This window comes from Pseudomonas mendocina, from assembly GCF_003008615.1.
GTDB classification, from domain to species: domain Bacteria; phylum Pseudomonadota; class Gammaproteobacteria; order Pseudomonadales; family Pseudomonadaceae; genus Aquipseudomonas; species Aquipseudomonas mendocina_C.
This window is the reverse complement of sequence record NZ_CP027657.1, coordinates 189,064-203,211: the sequence shown is the minus strand read 5'-3', so window position 1 is coordinate 203,211 and position 14,148 is coordinate 189,064. Positions and strand designations below refer to the sequence as shown.

Below are 14,148 nucleotides of genomic sequence, written 5' to 3'. Positions count from 1 at the left end.
ATTCAGGCATGAAGGCCACCTGGGCCCGTGCAACGTCTGGCCGTTGCATCACCAGTCAGGGCGCTTTAAGGCTCCCCCGGCACCCCATGACCAAGGTGGAGATGTCCGCTCTCCCCTTGGAACCCCTTCGACCACACCGCATGAGCATGAGGTGTCGTAGTTTGCCGAATAGCGTTTTGCCATCTACGTTGAAAACACAGCAGGTGGCAGAACGCCATAGCCTCTGTAGTTAGAAGTCCTTCATTAGCGTAAAGGAGTTCGCTGGTATGAATAAGACCGTTTCAATAATCATGTGTCTCGCCATCCTTCCGGGCTGCGTATCATGGGAAATACCAATGACCCCCGGAGACGTGAAGAGTGCGCAAAACTACGGTTATCACCCCATTGATCCAATTCCTATAGAACTAAATATAGCAGATTCAAGACTGCCCGTATCAAATGCACATTTATTGAACGCGCTTCCTGATGAAACCATGAGGTTGGCGATAGGTCAGTTTGATGGGAAAACGGGGCTAACTTTTGGAGTTGCGGCAACAGGAATAAAAGGTAATCAATATGTAGTAATACTTGACTACATAAAATTCAACACAAATTCGCTACCTGTAATTCTTGAGAAAGAGAATGCAAATATAAAGGCAAATATTACACCTAATGCGCCAGAGCCAGACGCTCTGGTGCCTACTTATATTGGTGTTGGATTGCGCCTGACTGCCAATATATTAGTTACGGAAGGAAGTGTGGACTTAGGTAATCTTTTTGCATTAGGGGCTGCGGCAGAGGCTAAGAAAATTTCAGGATCACTGGTAATTCAAACACTGGGGGTCAGTGGAGAAAATGTTTCATCCGTAATCCCCATGCCAAGCGAAATTAACACATCAACAATCCAGAATGCGATATTGGCACTTGGAACCATCAAGGCCAAAATGTATGCGAATGACACAAAAATCACCCCAAGAGTCGTAGGGGTCTACAACAATCTAGGAGGGGGCGCAGAAACAATAAATGGCTTTATATCTTCAATGCTTCTAAAGCCTAGAAGCATTGACATCAACAATGCTGTCGCCGTCAATTAATCTCTATAATCAAAGGCCACCTCATTTGAGGTGGCTGTTGTTCATTGGCCCAATTCAATTTCCCGGTCTGGACGCTCACGGCCATTGTCGTTCACCGGGCTATGCCCGCGCCCGAAATGCCCCTTCAAGTCCAGGGAGTGAGAGGCCGGGCGTTCAAGGCAATCCGCAATGTCCCGGTGAAGCTCGGCAACCTGTCGGGCGTGCTCCTGCTTCATCTGGCGGATTTCCGCGTGTAGTAGCTGCCGATCCTCAATTTGCTTGAAGATCAGGCGTTCCCGTTCGGCACGATCCCGTTGCCAGTTGAGCAGGGCTTCTTGCTCATTCTGGCGGCGGATACGGGCGTGCTTGCCCGTCATCCAATCCCGCACGCCCCGAACCCCGGTGGAGAAACGCCGGGCGCGTTGCTGGGCTTCACGCTCGCGGCGAGCCCTGTGTGCTTTCTCCAGCTCCGCCCGTTGTTCGCGTTGGTGCTGGACAGTCTCTTTACGGCGTTGCTGGAGCGTGCTGGCTTGCCGTTTGTGGAGGGATTCAAGCATCTGGATATGCTCGCGGAGCATGGCCGTCATCCGCTCGGTATGGGCCTGTTTGGCCTGATCCACCGACATTAGGTCGGCGGCATCCCCAAGGCGGGCTTTCACCTCCTTGGCTCGGGCACCGACATACTTGGCAATGGCGTAAACCTCACCCCGAAAGTCCACGGCCACATGCCCGCGACGGTCGCCGCGGGCCAGCGTATAACCGCGCACTTTCAGAGCCTTGGCGAACGTCTGACGGGAATCGGCAATAGCCCAGCATTCCTGAAACATCCGTTTCAGGGCTTTGAGGTCATGACCGCCACGCTTGGCCTGTTGCCATTCGTTCAGCGTGAAATTCGCCGGGTCGCGCTCCTGGCTGTCCATGAAACCCCGTGGCATCTGCCAGCCGTTTTCAAGATAAAGCTGTTTGGATAAATCCCGGAGCTTCAGCTTGTAGTGCGGGAGGTTGATGGCCTTCATCTGTTAGGTGTCGATCCGTGACCAGACAACATGCGCATGACGGCGGCCTTCCTTTTCGTGGAAGACCACCGCACGGGGCTGGCCATCCAGCCCCAGCTTTTGTTCCACGGCCTCGATAGCCATTTCAAAGGTATGCGTGGGAACATTTTCCTGTAGTGGTGGATTCATGCTCAGCGAGAACAGGAATTGTCGAGCACGGGTGCCACGGCTGACCGCGTAGGCCTCCTGAAAAGCCGCCTCCAGGTCATCGGCCATGAATCCCCGTAGCTCATGTACATGGACATGCTCATTCTCTGCGGTATTGAGCAGGTGGCGGGCGAGCTGTTTGGCTCCCCCGCGCTGGCTTCCCTTGAGGATCATGGCGAATCCTCCCCGCCTAGGCCGAGGGCGCTCATAAGATCGTTGCGGATTGCCCGGACGGCCTCGCAGGCCTCCAGCAATTCCGCCTCGATTTCTTTAGCGACAGGCAGTGACCCGGTATGGGCGGCCTTGGCCAGTTGATTTAGGTTGCTGGAGAGGCAGGAACGCCCCAGCTCGCCCAGTACCTTGGCCAATGCCTGCTGATCCTTCACGGGCCTGTTTTTCCGCCGCCGAGGGGGCGGGAATGAGCCGTTAAACAACCGCTCCCGGATATAGGCCCCAAGGGGCATACATCCGGCTTCCTCTTCCAATTGCGCCCGTTCCTCCCAGCTCAAACGCAGGGAGAATGGAAGCGGTGTTTTACGCTTGCTCAGGGCCGGATCAGGCCCGACCGCATCCTTAAAAAGCCCGGAAATCGTGGGGGCCGACACATCATCTAAATGATTCATGGCGGCACCTATGGAGCAGGGCTATTGCGCTTCAAAAGCGCGTTCCATTCCTCCAAGGTTTCGAAAAGTCGGTTCGACGTTTCTTCGTCGAGGTGCGCCATATATGAAACTCGCTGATCGCAAGATCAGCGAGTTTTTTATTGCCTGTCATCCTGGGCGATCACCCTGCGGCTTTTCGTCATCTTGTCTTCATATCGACAACGTAGCTTGCTAATGAACAGACGAAATGACTCAGGAGAACGCCCGATGGATGACTATCAGGAAGAATTGCTCGAACGCGACGCCCTCGATCAGGATGCGTCCGACGTCGACGACGCCACCGAACTCTGACTGTCACTGCCGACTCGGCGCTGCGCGCGTCGATAGTCGCCCGGCGTTTGCCCAAGCCAGCGTTTGAAGGCGCGCTGGAAGGCTTCGGCCGAGGCGAAGCCGAGCAGGTAGGCGATCTCACCGAAAGCCAGTTCGGTGTCGCGGATGTAGGCCGTGGCCAGGTCGCGGCGGGTGTCGTTGAGGATGGTGCGAAATTGCGTGCCTTCCTCGGCCAGCTTGCGCCGCAGCGTCCAGCTGGGCAGATGCAAGCTGCGGGCGACTTCCTCCAGATCCGGTTCATGGCCGTGCAGCAATGGGCCGAGCAACTGGATCACCCGTTCACGCAGGCTACGGGTGCGGGTCAGCTGATCCAGTTCGCGCTCGCACAATTCCATCAGGTGCCGCCAGGTGCCTGGGCAATGCTGTGGGTTGCGCAAGGCCAGGCTTTCGTTGCTCAGGCGCAGGCGATTGGCGCTGGCGCTGAACTCCACCGGACAATCGAATAGCGCCTCGTAGCGTTCTCCGTATTCAGGGTGCGGGAATTCGATTTCGACCTTTTCCGGGGTGATGGGGTGGCCAACCACCTGGCCCAGATTGGTCTGCCAGCCGGCCAGCACCGAATCTACCACGAAGCGGTTGTAGGCGTTGTACGGGCTGATCGAGTAGAAGTGCAACCAGGCGCCGCGTGCGTCTTCGCTGAAGCCCGAGCGTCCTCGGTAGTTGGCGGCATACAGCGGCTCGAAGCGTGTCAGAGTGCGCGCGGCCTCGCGCAGGTTGGGCGCCTGCGCAGCGCAGATGCCCGCCAGGCCGACCTGGCTGAGGCGACTGTGCTGTCCCATCTCCAGACCCAGTGCCGGGTCGTTGCACAGGGCAACTGCACTGTGCCCGAGGCGCATGAAACGTGGGATCGACAAGCGCGCTCGTGGCTCGCTCAGGCGCGTGGCGTCCAGTCCGAACTGTTCGAGCAAGGGCTCGGGGCTCAGGCCTTTGGCGCGCAGTGCGTCAGCCAGTGCCTGGGTGAAACCGACGGAAAGATCGCCCAGGCGAACGCGTGAAGCTTTCATAACCACAGGTTGATCAGTTGCGCGCCAGGGTCGTTGGCGCCTTGGCTCAGTTGGCCAGCATCGAATGCCTGGGCCTGGGATTGTCCGCTGCGCTCCCACAGTCGTCCACGCAAGTGGACTTTCAGGCCTGCACGGATGCCCTGGGTCTGTAGCTGTTGATTGAGCTGCATGTCATTCGAGTGGCTTTGCAGATCGCTGGGCATGGCGAGCAACTCGACCTGCTCGCCAGCCAGTGACTTCTCGCCTGTGAGTTGGCTGGCGTCGCCACCGAGCAGTACGCCGAGCTTGCCGGCTGGGGTGTCCAGCACCTGCAGTACGCTTGGCGCCGTGGTGGTAAGCGCGCTTGCGCTGAACAGGTGTCGCTGTGGCTGGCCCAGCGGATTGCCGGCCTGATCGAATACCAGGCTGACGTTGTACAGCGGCCCGCGGCCGACTTCGAGACGGCCGAGTTCCACGCGCGGTTCGGGCAGGACGATGGAGCCGGCCACCAGGGTGATGCCGTAATCGCGGGCCAGCTCGCCGAACAACTGCTGATAGTCGCGTGCCATCGCTTTTGCCTTGGTGCGCAGCAGGGCATCGTCCAGTCGCGTGTCGCCTTCGGCGCTGAGCAGGGCTCCGAGGAAATCCAGAGGGTTGCTCGCGGCCAGCCAATGCAAGGCCTGGTGGCGGTCGCTGGCGCGGTAGAACTCTTCCTTCTCGCCGACGGCCAGCAACCAGGTGCCAATGTGCTCGGGCAGCACGACGACGGTGCGTTCGCTGAGCATGCCTTGCTCACGGGCGCGATCCAGGTAGGCGGCCAGTTTCAGGCGCAGGCGGTCAAGGCTCTGGTAGTCGGCGGCGAACAGTTCCGGTTGGATGCCCAGCAGGTTGCCACGTGGGCCGGGCTGACCAAGATCAAGCGCGATCTGGCTGCGCAGATCGGACAGGTAATGGCCGCTGGGACGCTGCTCGATCCAGTAGGCGTAGCTGCCAAGACCGGCCAGCAGTGCAAGTGAGAGCAAGAGAGTGATCAGTAAGCGCATTTCAGGATTTTCGGCTTCAGTGCGGTGCAGGTTAGGTCGGTCGAGCCGTGCTGCCAAGCCATGTTGCTATTTTTGATCATTATCTTGTTAGTTTTGATCATTGAGCATGCCATGCAGCCTCTTTATCGTCTGGCTCCATAACCGACCGCGTGACCATGAGACCGCGGCAATCCGTGAACTGCACCGCGATGTGGAGATTTCCATGACTGCTCGTTACCCGCACATGCTGGCCCCGCTCGACCTCGGCTTCACCACGCTGAAGAACCGCACGCTGATGGGCTCCATGCACACTGGTCTGGAAGAGAAGCCGGGCGGCTTCGAGCGCATGGCGGCCTACTTCGCCGAGCGTGCCCGTGGCGGCGTCGGTCTGATGGTCACCGGCGGCATCGGCCCGAACGAAGAAGGTGGCGTGTACGCCGGGGCGGCCAAGCTGAGCACGCCGGAAGAAGCCGAGAAGCACAAGATCGTCACCCAGGCCGTACATGAGGCGGATGGCAAGATCTGCATGCAGATCCTGCATGCCGGACGTTATGCCTACAGCCCGAAGTCGGTGGCGCCGAGTGCCATCCAGGCGCCGATCAACCCGTTCAAGCCGCGTGAGCTGGACGAGGAGGGCATCGAGAAGCAGATCGCCGACTTCGTCAATTGCTCCGTGCTGGCTCAGCAGGCCGGCTATGACGGCGTCGAGGTGATGGGTTCGGAGGGCTATTTCATCAACCAGTTCCTGGTCGCCCACACCAACCACCGTACCGACCGCTGGGGTGGCAGTTTTGACAACCGCATGCGCCTGCCGGTGGAAATCGTCCGTCGTGTGCGCGAAGCGGTCGGGCCGAACTTCATCATCATCTATCGCCTGTCGATGCTCGATCTGGTCGAGGGCGGCAGCACCTGGGACGAGATCGTGCTGCTGGCCAAGGCCATCGAGAAGGCCGGCGCCACCATCATCAATACCGGTATCGGCTGGCACGAAGCGCGTATCCCGACCATCGCCACCAAGGTGCCGCGCGCGGCCTTCACCAAAGTCACTGCCAAGCTCAAGGGCGAGGTGTCGATTCCGCTGATCACCACCAACCGCATCAACACCCCGGAAGTCGCCGAGCAGGTGCTGGCCGAGGGCGATGCCGACATGGTGTCGATGGCGCGCCCGTTCCTCGCCGACGCTGACTTCGTCAACAAGGCGGCTGCAGGCCGCGCGGACGAGATCAACACCTGCATTGGCTGCAACCAGGCCTGCCTGGATCACACCTTCGGCGGCAAGCTGACCAGCTGCCTGGTCAACCCACGCGCCTGCCACGAGACCGAGCTGAACTACATTCCCACCACCGCTGTGAAGAAAATCGCCGTGGTTGGTGCCGGCCCGGCCGGGCTGGCCGCTTCCACCGTCGCTGCCGAGCGTGGCCACAGCGTGACCCTGTTCGACTCTGCCGGCGAGATCGGCGGTCAGTTCAACGTGGCCAAGCGGGTGCCGGGCAAGGAGGAGTTCTTCGAGACCCTGCGCTACTTCAAGCGCAAGCTGGAAACCACTGGTGTCGACGTGCGCCTGAACACTCGCGTGTCGGTGGACGATCTGGTCAAGGGCGGCTTCGACGAAATCATCCTGGCCACCGGCATCGCCCCGCGTACGCCGGAAATTCCGGGTATCGATCATGCCAAGGTGATCGGCTACCTGGACGCCATTCTCGAACGCAAGCCGGTCGGCCAGAAGGTCGCGGTGATCGGCGCCGGTGGCATCGGTTTTGACGTGTCCGAGTTCATCACCCATCAGGGTAAAGCCACTAGCCTCGACCGCGAAGCGTTCTGGAAGGAGTGGGGCATCGATACCGCGCTCGAAGCCCGTGGCGGTGTGGCCGGTATCGAGGCGCATCCGCACCCGGCGGCGCGCGAGGTGTTCCTGCTGCAACGCAAGAAATCCAAGGTCGGCGATGGCCTGGGCAAGACCACCGGCTGGATTCACCGCACCGGGCTGAAGAACAAGAATGTGCAGATGCTCAACAGCGTCGAGTACGTGAAGATCGACGATGCCGGTCTGCATATCCGCATCGCCGGTGGTGAGGAACAGGTGCTGCCGGTCGATACCGTGATCGTCTGCGCCGGTCAGGATCCGCTGCGCGAGCTGCAAGAAGGTCTGGAGAACGCCGGCCAGCGTGTTCACCTGGTCGGTGGCGCGGATGTCGCCGCCGAACTCGATGCCAAGCGGGCGATCAACCAGGGTTCGCGCCTGGCGGCCGAGCTCTGATCGAATTGACGCCTCGCTTACAGACCGTTTGAAAACGTAGCGAGCGAAGGTCAGGCAAGGCAAAAAACGGCGAGAAAACGCAGTTTACGAGTTGTAAATGAGCATTTTGAGCCGTTTTTAACGCAGCATGGCCGAGCGCAGTAGTTTTCATACGGTCTGCTGCGGGGCGTTTGCTATCTGGCCTGACAATAACAAGGAGAAGCCGATGTCCCTCAATGCCCAACTGCATCCTGCCGCCGCTGCCAGTCTGGAGCGCTGGCATCAGTTCGTCGCCGCCAAGGATCTCAGCGCCTTGCCCGAACTGCTGCATCCGCAGGCCGTATTTCGCTCACCCATGGCGCACACCCCTTATCCGGGGGCGCAGGTGGTCAACCTGATCCTCAATACCGTGCTCAAGGTGTTCGAGGACTTCGCCTATCACCGCGAGCTGGCCACGGCCGATGGTCTCAACGTGGTGCTGGAGTTTTCTGCGCGGGTCGGTGGCCGTGAGTTGAAAGGGATCGACATGATCCGTTTCGACGAATCGGGACGGATCGTCGAGTTCGAAGTGATGGTGCGACCGATGAGTGGCCTGCAGGCGCTCGGTGCGGAAATGGCGCAGCGCCTGGCGCCATTTCTCGCCGCAGCCAAGGGCTGAGGCCTACATCAGCGCAGAACGCCAGCCTCGCGGTAGAAACGCTCGGCTCCTGGGTGCAGTGGAATAGGCAGCCCGCTGACGGCTCGCTCCAGGCGGATATCGCGGGCAGCTGGATGCGAGTCGGCGAGGCGATCGAGGTTCTCGAACAGCAATCGGGTCATCTCGTAGGCCAGCTCTTCCGACACGCTGGTCTGGCTGACCAGGATATTGGTGATGGTGGCTGTCGGCACATCGCTGGACTGTCCTTCATAGGTGCCGGCCGGAATGATGCCCGACTGATAGGCTCCACTGCCGATGCGTGCGACGATGTCTGGCGGGATCGCTACGAAGGTAGTGGGAACGCGTTCAGCCAGTTCGCGAATCGCCGCCATGCCCAGGCCGGCTGACTGAAGGGTGGCATCCAGTTGCCCTTTCTCGATCAATTCGACCGATTCGGCATAGGGCTTGAATTCGACATGGCCCATGTCCTTGTAGCTCAGACCGGCGGCCTTGAAGATCGCCCGTGCGTTGAGTTCGGTGCCCGAGCGCGGTGCGCCGACGGAAATGCGCTTGCCGCGCAAGTCCTGCAGGCTGTTGATTCCCGACTCCTTGCTGGCGACGATCTGAATGTAGTTCGGATAGATGCCGGCGATCGCGCGAAGTCTGTCGCGCGGTGCCCTGAAACCGGCTTCCTCGTTGCCTTTCCAGGCATCGGCCACCGAGTCGCCAAGGGCAAAGGCGAGCTGGCCGCGGGCGATTTGCAGCAGGTTGAGGTTTTCCACCGAGGCCTTGGTGGCGCGCACAGTCGTGTCCGAATTGTCGATGCCCTCGCTGTAGAGCGTGGAGAGGGTCATGCCCAGCGGATAATAAACTCCGCTGGTGCCACCAGTGAGAATGTTGATCGATGTTGGGTTGGCGTGGGCGTTGGGGCTGTTGACCAGGATCGCGGCAGCGACGAGCAGGCCAAGACGCTTGGTTAAGCGCATGGAGTTTCTCCGTTGTTGTTATGTTTTCGGCCGGAAGCGTTTCAGGCCTGTGCGTTATTCGCGGCCAGGCTTCTCCTGCTTCTGCTTGAACAGGCAGCGCTATGCGAGGGGACAGTGCGAGGGGGAACTCGATGGCGGAACATGGCTGACCTCTTATCTTTTTTATCAGTCCTGCCTGCGCGATCATCGCGTGCGGGCGATCGAGGGCTGAGCAGATGGCGTGCCAGGTCTAGCCTCTCGCGCGCTAGAGCGTGCGGAGTGATCGGAAATCGGATCCAGTCGGCGGAAAGATGCTGATGGCTAGTGCGTGGTGAGCGGAACTTCGCTTATTTCTTGGCGGTATGCGCAGGACGGCAGGTTTTTCTCATCGAGCGCGAATGGTGGCTGCGTTTACCTGCTTCGTCACAGTTTCGCGCTGCCGCCGGTCTATCTGTCGCCTGTGGCCGATTGAGTGCCAACCGAGTCACATTGCCGCGGCTGGGTTTTCCCCTAGACTTGCCTGACCGATCAAGGACGACATCTGCGCCAAAGCCTGTGCTGCTCTGGCGCACGATGCCGTGCGCGCATATTCCCCCGTTGGTTCAGAGGGCCCTCGATGAGCATGCAGAACAAGCCGCAGATGGTGGAAGCCGTGATGTTCTTCAGTGAGCGCGGTATCTGCAAACAGATGATGTTCCCTGAATTCGAAGCCTTGCTCGATGGCGTGGTGAACATGCCCGAGTTCGCTGACGAACAGATGCGTGCTGTTTTCGTGGTGATCAACCCGCGTCTGCTGGTCAGGGCCGCGGTGTTCTTCTATCTGGACTTCGACGAGGATGGCCGGCCTGACAAGGGCTGGAACATTCCCCTGCAACACCTGGCCGAGCGCGCCGGTCGTGGACCTGACCTGGGTGCTGGGCCGATCCGACTGGCTTGCCGCAGCCAGTGCCCGGTCTCCTGGCACCAGATGCATCTGTGGGATCCGAGCCTGGCGCCTGGGCAGAACGATCTGGTGATCCTGCGCGATGCGGTCAAGCGCAATCAGCTTGGCCTGCTGGTCGAGGACGATAGTGCCCAGGCCGTGGTGGCCGAGCGTTTGCAGGTGGCGTCCGAGGATAAATGGTACGCCCCCGATCCAGCCAAGGAAGTGGCCGCTCAGTTGGCGCAAAAGATGGATCAGGAGCACAGAGCCAAGACGGCTCAGCTGATTCAGCAGCAACGTTTGCGCATCACCAGCCTGACCCAACAGCACGAAGAGGAGCTGGCCAAGTTCAAGCTGGCCAGCGAAGAGCAGAGCAAGAATCTGCAAGGGCAGATCCACGGGCTGCACCAGGCATTGCGTCAACAGGAAGAACTCAACGCCAATCTCAAGGCGCAGCTGGCTGCACAGGCTGAGAGCTTTCAGTGCAGTCGCGAAGAAATGACCCAGCAATTGCGTGCACTGGAGCGTCATGGACGTACCGAGGGCGATATCCTGCGTGCCCAGTTCGATGGCGAGCTGCAGGCGAAGGTCGCCGCTGCTGTGGCGCAATATCAGGAACAGATTGCCATCCGCGATGTGGAACTGGCCTACCGTAATGAACTGGATGCCCAGCTACAGGCCGAGGTCGAACGGCTCAAGCGTGAGCGTGATGAGTTCGCCAGCCAGGGAGGGGATCAGGCCCTTGAGCGTCTGGCCAAGCTCGGCGTAGTCTTCGTGGTTTATCACCCCGGCGCCGGGCACCTGACCATTGCGCTGCCGGATGTCGCGCGCTATCAGGACAACCCCATGGCCTACGCTGCCGCCAAGTGCTTCGTTTCCGAAGAACAGTACCGCCATTGGCTGGCTCATTATCAGCAACCGACCTGCGATACGACGCTGCCCAGCGGCGAGCGTTGCGGTATTCCCATCGACCGAGTGGATACGCCCAGTCGCTTCATCCTCGGCGACTCCAACTGTTGCACGCGCCACAAGGCCAGTAACCGCCTGCGCACCGTCAGCTGATCTTGGCACTGCGATTTCCTGATTGGTGCCCGCAGGCACCTCTGCAGCCGCTAAGGCTGGACTGGCTCGAGGCGGCCGGCATCGAGCTGGCCTGTCTGCGTCTGGATCTGGTCGATCCGCTGGTATCGGGCAATAAATGGTTCAAGCTCGCTGCGCATCTACGTGCTGCCGAGGCCGGTGGCGCGCAGGGCGTGATCAGTCTGGGTGGCGCGCACTCGAATCATCTGCATGCGCTGGCTGCGGCGGGCAAGCGCTTCGGCTTCGCCACCGTTGGCTTGCTGCGTGGCGAGCCGCAACGGACGCCTACCATCGACGATCTGCAAGCGCTGGGCATGCAACTGCACTGGTTGGGTTATGCCGGTTATCGGGCGCGTCATCAGGCCGACTTCTGGCAGCCCTGGCTGGCGCGCTACCCCGGTTTTCATCCTGTAGGCGAAGGTGGTTTGAGCCTGGCAGGTGCTGAAGGCTGTGGCGCGATGGTCGATATGGCTCAGGCGCAACTGCAGCGCATCGGCTGGCAGGATTTCGATGCCTGGTGGTTGGCCGCCGGTACCGGCACGACCTTGGCTGGCCTGGTGCTGGGTGAGCAAGGGCAGCGGCTGGTGTATGGCGCCCTGGCGGTTCCAGCCAGTCATGGTGTCGCTGCCCAGGTGGCGGCGTTGCTGGACGAGGCTCAGGTTGTGGAGCAGGGCTATCGCCTGGTCAACGCGGCGCGCGGTGGTTTCGCACGGCTGGATGAGCCGCTACGCCAATTCATCTTACGAACCGAGCAAGACAGCGGTCTGCCCTTGGAGCCTGTTTATACCGGCAAGGCATTGATGGCGTTACGTGATTTTTGCGGCAGCGGTCATCTTCCTCGCGGTTCTCGCCTGATCTTCGTTCATACTGGCGGCTTGCAGGGCCGCCGCGCGCTGATGGGCGCCGACTACACTCAGGTCTGACCAGCGGAGTCTGGAAATTCTCATGAACGAACCTCTCACTCCCGAGCAGTTACGCATTCTTACCCCGCTCAATGTGCTGTCCGAGCAGCAATGGCGTGAGCTGCGTAGCCAACTGGTACCGCAACCGTTGCTGGCCGGCCAGTTGTTGTTCCGTCAGGGAGATCAGGCCCGCCTCACGTATTACCTGCTGGCAGGCGAACTGCAGTTGCAGGATGCCGAGGGGCGGACGCAACGCGTGTCGGCGGGGAGCGCGATCAGCTGTCATCCGCTTTCCCCCGGGATGCCGCGTCTGCACGAGGCGCGCGCCCTGACTGATGTCAGCGTGCTGATGATCGACAGTGTCACGCTCGACCGCCTGCTGACCTGGCGCCTGGCCTATCAGGATCTGTTGCTGGCGATGCAGCAGGGTGGTGCCGACATCGAATGGCTGGAGCGACTGCTGGAGAACCCGCTGTTCACCAAGGTGCCACCAGCGAACGTGCAGAACATGCTTGGCCGGTTACAGCGCGTCGAGATCGAGGCGGGGCACCAGGTTCTCACCGAAGGCGAGGCGGGCGACTGCTGTTTCTTCCTCGAAAGCGGGCGCGCCGAGGTGATTCGCAGCGCCGGCAGTGATCGCCAGGTGTTGGCCGAGCTGGAAGTAGGCGCCTGCTTTGGTGAGGAGGCGCTGTTGTCGGATAGACCGCGTAACGCCACGGTAACCATGGTCGAAGCCGGCAGCGTGTTGCGCTTGGATCGCCAGGATTTTTTCGCTTTGCTCAAGGCTCCGGTGGTGGCCGAGGTTTCCCTTGGGGAGGCTGCCAGGCTGCTGGCCCAGGGTGCACAATGGCTGGATGTGCGGCTGCTGGAAGAGTACGAGAAGGCGTATGCGCCACAGGCCTTGCACATGCCGCTGCAACTGCTGCGGCTGAAGGCTCGCCTGTTGGACAGGTCGCGCACCTACCTGTGTTATTGCGACAGTGGCAAGCGCAGCAGCAGTGCGGTGTTTCTGCTCTCGCAGCTCGGCTATAGCGTCTACGCCTTGCGCGGTGGTCTGGACGCCTTGCCGGCGGTACAGCGTGATGCGCTGCTTTGCGAGAGCGGGGCTGGTTATCTGGCGCGCTCCGGCGGGCGCACCGAACGTAGCCGGTAGGATGTGTGCCGCTTGCGTAGGGCGGGGGATGGCGGGTTGTACCCGCTCTACGACGGCCACTGATCGCTGACCAGAAACACACGCTCGGCTTCGCGCCAGTCGCCTTTCGAGTCGGGCTCCAGGCGTACCAGCAATTGCGCGCGGTTTTGTGTCGGCAACGCTGCCAGCCATTGTTGGAAAGTCTCCTCTGACCAGCGCTCGCCATCGTCAATCAGCGCCGGTGCCAGCCAGGCCAGCCTTGGCAGCGGTTGCCAGCATGCCCCTGGCCGCTCGGCGACGAAGTGGTTCCAGTCGCGTTGACGCAGCCATCGTCCCTGCAAGTGCGCAGGCGTGGCCCCGCGAGGTGGCGAGCAGCCATCGGGCCATGGGTAGAACAGGTAGCCGCCGAGCCAGAAGGCCGCTCGGGGCTCGGCCAGTTGCAGTTCGTTCAGTGCGCCTCGTGTTTCACGTCGTGACGACAGAGGCAGTTGATGTTGGGCGAGATGGCTTAACTTCAGATCGAGTCGGTCATGGCTGCCAGGGCCTAGCCAATGAGCGGCATCGCTGCCTCCCGTGCCCAGATAGAACTTAACCGCCAGCTCCAAGTGGTGCTCGCCCTCGGCGTCGCGCAGCAGCAGATCCAGTTCCCCCAGGGTCTGGCCGTTCTGGCGAATCGGCAGATTGGCGGCGACGATTTCTATATCCGGTGCGGCGTGCAGGGCGAATTGCCAGAGACGCTCGTAGTGCATGCCGAGGCGCCGCACCGGCTTCTCTGCCAGCCAGTCATGCAGGACGCTGGCATCCCTGTCTTGCTTCGCCAGCCAGTCCGTCAGCAACTGCGGTCGCTGCAGCCAGCAACTGGCCTGGAGAGGGTGGCGCTGGGGTTTCGTTGTCTCACCCAGCAAGGGTGGTGAGAGCAGCACCCACGCCAGGTCGCGTACCGCAGGGGTGCGCAGCGTCTGCAACAGTTCGTGCAGCGAATCGGAAGTGGTCATGGCCCGAGCATAGCGCGGTTTGCCGGGG

At 60.8% G+C, this 14,148-nt stretch carries 13 protein-coding genes; 6 read left to right on the top strand and 7 right to left on the bottom strand.

Features of this window, described 5'->3' with window-relative positions; all coding sequences use genetic code 11:
• Positions 1-266 precede the first annotated feature (266 nt).
• Complete coding sequence (locus C7A17_RS01010) at positions 267-1,073, top strand: hypothetical protein (protein WP_106736257.1); 807 nt, start codon at positions 267-269, stop codon at positions 1,071-1,073.
• Between the two features lie 41 nt (positions 1,074-1,114).
• Here the strand turns inward: C7A17_RS01010 and C7A17_RS01005 are convergent, their stop codons facing one another.
• The 5 genes from C7A17_RS01005 to C7A17_RS00985 form a co-directional block, all read right to left on the bottom strand.
• Positions 1,115-2,068, bottom strand: a complete 954-nt coding sequence (locus tag C7A17_RS01005) for a relaxase (RefSeq protein WP_106736256.1) — start codon at positions 2,066-2,068, stop codon at positions 1,115-1,117.
• Positions 2,069-2,071: 3 nt separating this feature from the next.
• Complete coding sequence (locus tag C7A17_RS01000; protein ID WP_106736255.1) at positions 2,072-2,428, bottom strand: relaxase/mobilization nuclease domain-containing protein; 357 nt, start codon at positions 2,426-2,428, stop codon at positions 2,072-2,074.
• Complete coding sequence (locus C7A17_RS00995) at positions 2,425-2,877, bottom strand: hypothetical protein (RefSeq protein WP_199796383.1); 453 nt, start codon at positions 2,875-2,877, stop codon at positions 2,425-2,427. Before C7A17_RS00995 ends, C7A17_RS01000 begins: the two co-directional genes overlap by 4 nt.
• A 290-nt stretch (positions 2,878-3,167) precedes the next feature.
• Entirely contained in the window at positions 3,168-4,250 is a 1,083-nt protein-coding gene (locus tag C7A17_RS00990; protein WP_106736254.1) for an AraC family transcriptional regulator, read from the bottom strand.
• On the bottom strand, positions 4,247-5,272 hold the full coding sequence (locus tag C7A17_RS00985; RefSeq protein WP_106736253.1) for a carbon-nitrogen hydrolase family protein: 1,026 nt from the start codon (positions 5,270-5,272) through the stop codon (positions 4,247-4,249). The genes C7A17_RS00990 and C7A17_RS00985 overlap by 4 nt, the downstream gene beginning before the upstream one ends.
• 202 nt (positions 5,273-5,474) lie before the next feature.
• On the opposite strand from C7A17_RS00985, the gene C7A17_RS00980 reads away from it, so the two are divergent.
• Both C7A17_RS00980 and C7A17_RS00975 read left to right on the top strand, forming a co-directional pair.
• Entirely contained in the window at positions 5,475-7,508 is a 2,034-nt protein-coding gene (locus C7A17_RS00980) for an NADPH-dependent 2,4-dienoyl-CoA reductase (RefSeq protein ID WP_106736252.1), read from the top strand.
• A gap of 205 nt (positions 7,509-7,713) precedes the next feature.
• Entirely contained in the window at positions 7,714-8,145 is a 432-nt protein-coding gene (locus C7A17_RS00975; protein WP_106736251.1) for a nuclear transport factor 2 family protein, read from the top strand.
• An 8-nt stretch (positions 8,146-8,153) separates the two neighbouring features.
• On the opposite strand, the gene C7A17_RS00970 is transcribed toward C7A17_RS00975, so the two are convergent.
• A complete protein-coding gene (locus C7A17_RS00970) occupies positions 8,154-9,110 on the bottom strand; it encodes a TAXI family TRAP transporter solute-binding subunit (RefSeq protein WP_106736250.1) in 957 nt (318 codons plus the stop codon).
• A 595-nt stretch (positions 9,111-9,705) separates the two neighbouring features.
• Here C7A17_RS00970 and C7A17_RS00965 point away from each other — a divergent pair.
• Genes C7A17_RS00965 through C7A17_RS00955 form a run of 3 tightly spaced genes read left to right on the top strand, consistent with a single transcriptional unit; the run spans position 9,706 to position 13,146 of the window.
• Positions 9,706-11,073, top strand: a complete 1,368-nt coding sequence (locus tag C7A17_RS00965) for a chromosome partitioning protein ParA (protein ID WP_106736249.1) — start codon at positions 9,706-9,708, stop codon at positions 11,071-11,073.
• Positions 11,074-11,075: 2 nt separating this feature from the next.
• Positions 11,076-12,014, top strand: a complete 939-nt coding sequence (locus C7A17_RS00960) for a 1-aminocyclopropane-1-carboxylate deaminase/D-cysteine desulfhydrase (RefSeq protein WP_106736248.1) — start codon at positions 11,076-11,078, stop codon at positions 12,012-12,014.
• Between the two features lie 22 nt (positions 12,015-12,036).
• Positions 12,037-13,146 (top strand): cyclic nucleotide-binding domain-containing protein, encoded by a 1,110-nt coding sequence (locus tag C7A17_RS00955; RefSeq protein WP_106736247.1) that lies wholly within the window; start codon positions 12,037-12,039, stop codon positions 13,144-13,146.
• A 47-nt stretch (positions 13,147-13,193) separates the two neighbouring features.
• On the opposite strand, the gene C7A17_RS00950 is transcribed toward C7A17_RS00955, so the two are convergent.
• The gene (locus C7A17_RS00950) at positions 13,194-14,120 is read right to left on the bottom strand and encodes a DUF1853 family protein (RefSeq protein WP_106736246.1); all 927 of its coding nucleotides are present in this window, start codon (positions 14,118-14,120) and stop codon (positions 13,194-13,196) included.
• Positions 14,121-14,148 lie beyond the last annotated feature (28 nt).

Excerpts from the sequence above, each read along its gene's own strand:
- C7A17_RS01010 (WP_106736257.1), top strand. The coding sequence starts at position 267 with ATGAATAAGACCGTTTCAATAATCATGTGTCTCGCCATCCTTCCGGGC.
- C7A17_RS01005 (WP_106736256.1), bottom strand. The coding sequence starts at position 2,068 with ATGAAGGCCATCAACCTCCCGCACTACAAGCTGAAGCTCCGGGATTTA.
- C7A17_RS01000 (WP_106736255.1), bottom strand. The coding sequence starts at position 2,428 with ATGATCCTCAAGGGAAGCCAGCGCGGGGGAGCCAAACAGCTCGCCCGC.
- C7A17_RS00995 (WP_199796383.1), bottom strand. The coding sequence starts at position 2,877 with ATGAATCATTTAGATGATGTGTCGGCCCCCACGATTTCCGGGCTTTTT.
- C7A17_RS00990 (WP_106736254.1), bottom strand. The coding sequence starts at position 4,250 with ATGAAAGCTTCACGCGTTCGCCTGGGCGATCTTTCCGTCGGTTTCACC.
- C7A17_RS00985 (WP_106736253.1), bottom strand. The coding sequence starts at position 5,272 with ATGCGCTTACTGATCACTCTCTTGCTCTCACTTGCACTGCTGGCCGGT.
- C7A17_RS00980 (WP_106736252.1), top strand. The coding sequence starts at position 5,475 with ATGACTGCTCGTTACCCGCACATGCTGGCCCCGCTCGACCTCGGCTTC.
- C7A17_RS00975 (WP_106736251.1), top strand. The coding sequence starts at position 7,714 with ATGTCCCTCAATGCCCAACTGCATCCTGCCGCCGCTGCCAGTCTGGAG.
- C7A17_RS00970 (WP_106736250.1), bottom strand. The coding sequence starts at position 9,110 with ATGCGCTTAACCAAGCGTCTTGGCCTGCTCGTCGCTGCCGCGATCCTG.
- C7A17_RS00965 (WP_106736249.1), top strand. The coding sequence starts at position 9,706 with ATGAGCATGCAGAACAAGCCGCAGATGGTGGAAGCCGTGATGTTCTTC.
- C7A17_RS00955 (WP_106736247.1), top strand. The coding sequence starts at position 12,037 with ATGAACGAACCTCTCACTCCCGAGCAGTTACGCATTCTTACCCCGCTC.
- C7A17_RS00950 (WP_106736246.1), bottom strand. The coding sequence starts at position 14,120 with ATGACCACTTCCGATTCGCTGCACGAACTGTTGCAGACGCTGCGCACC.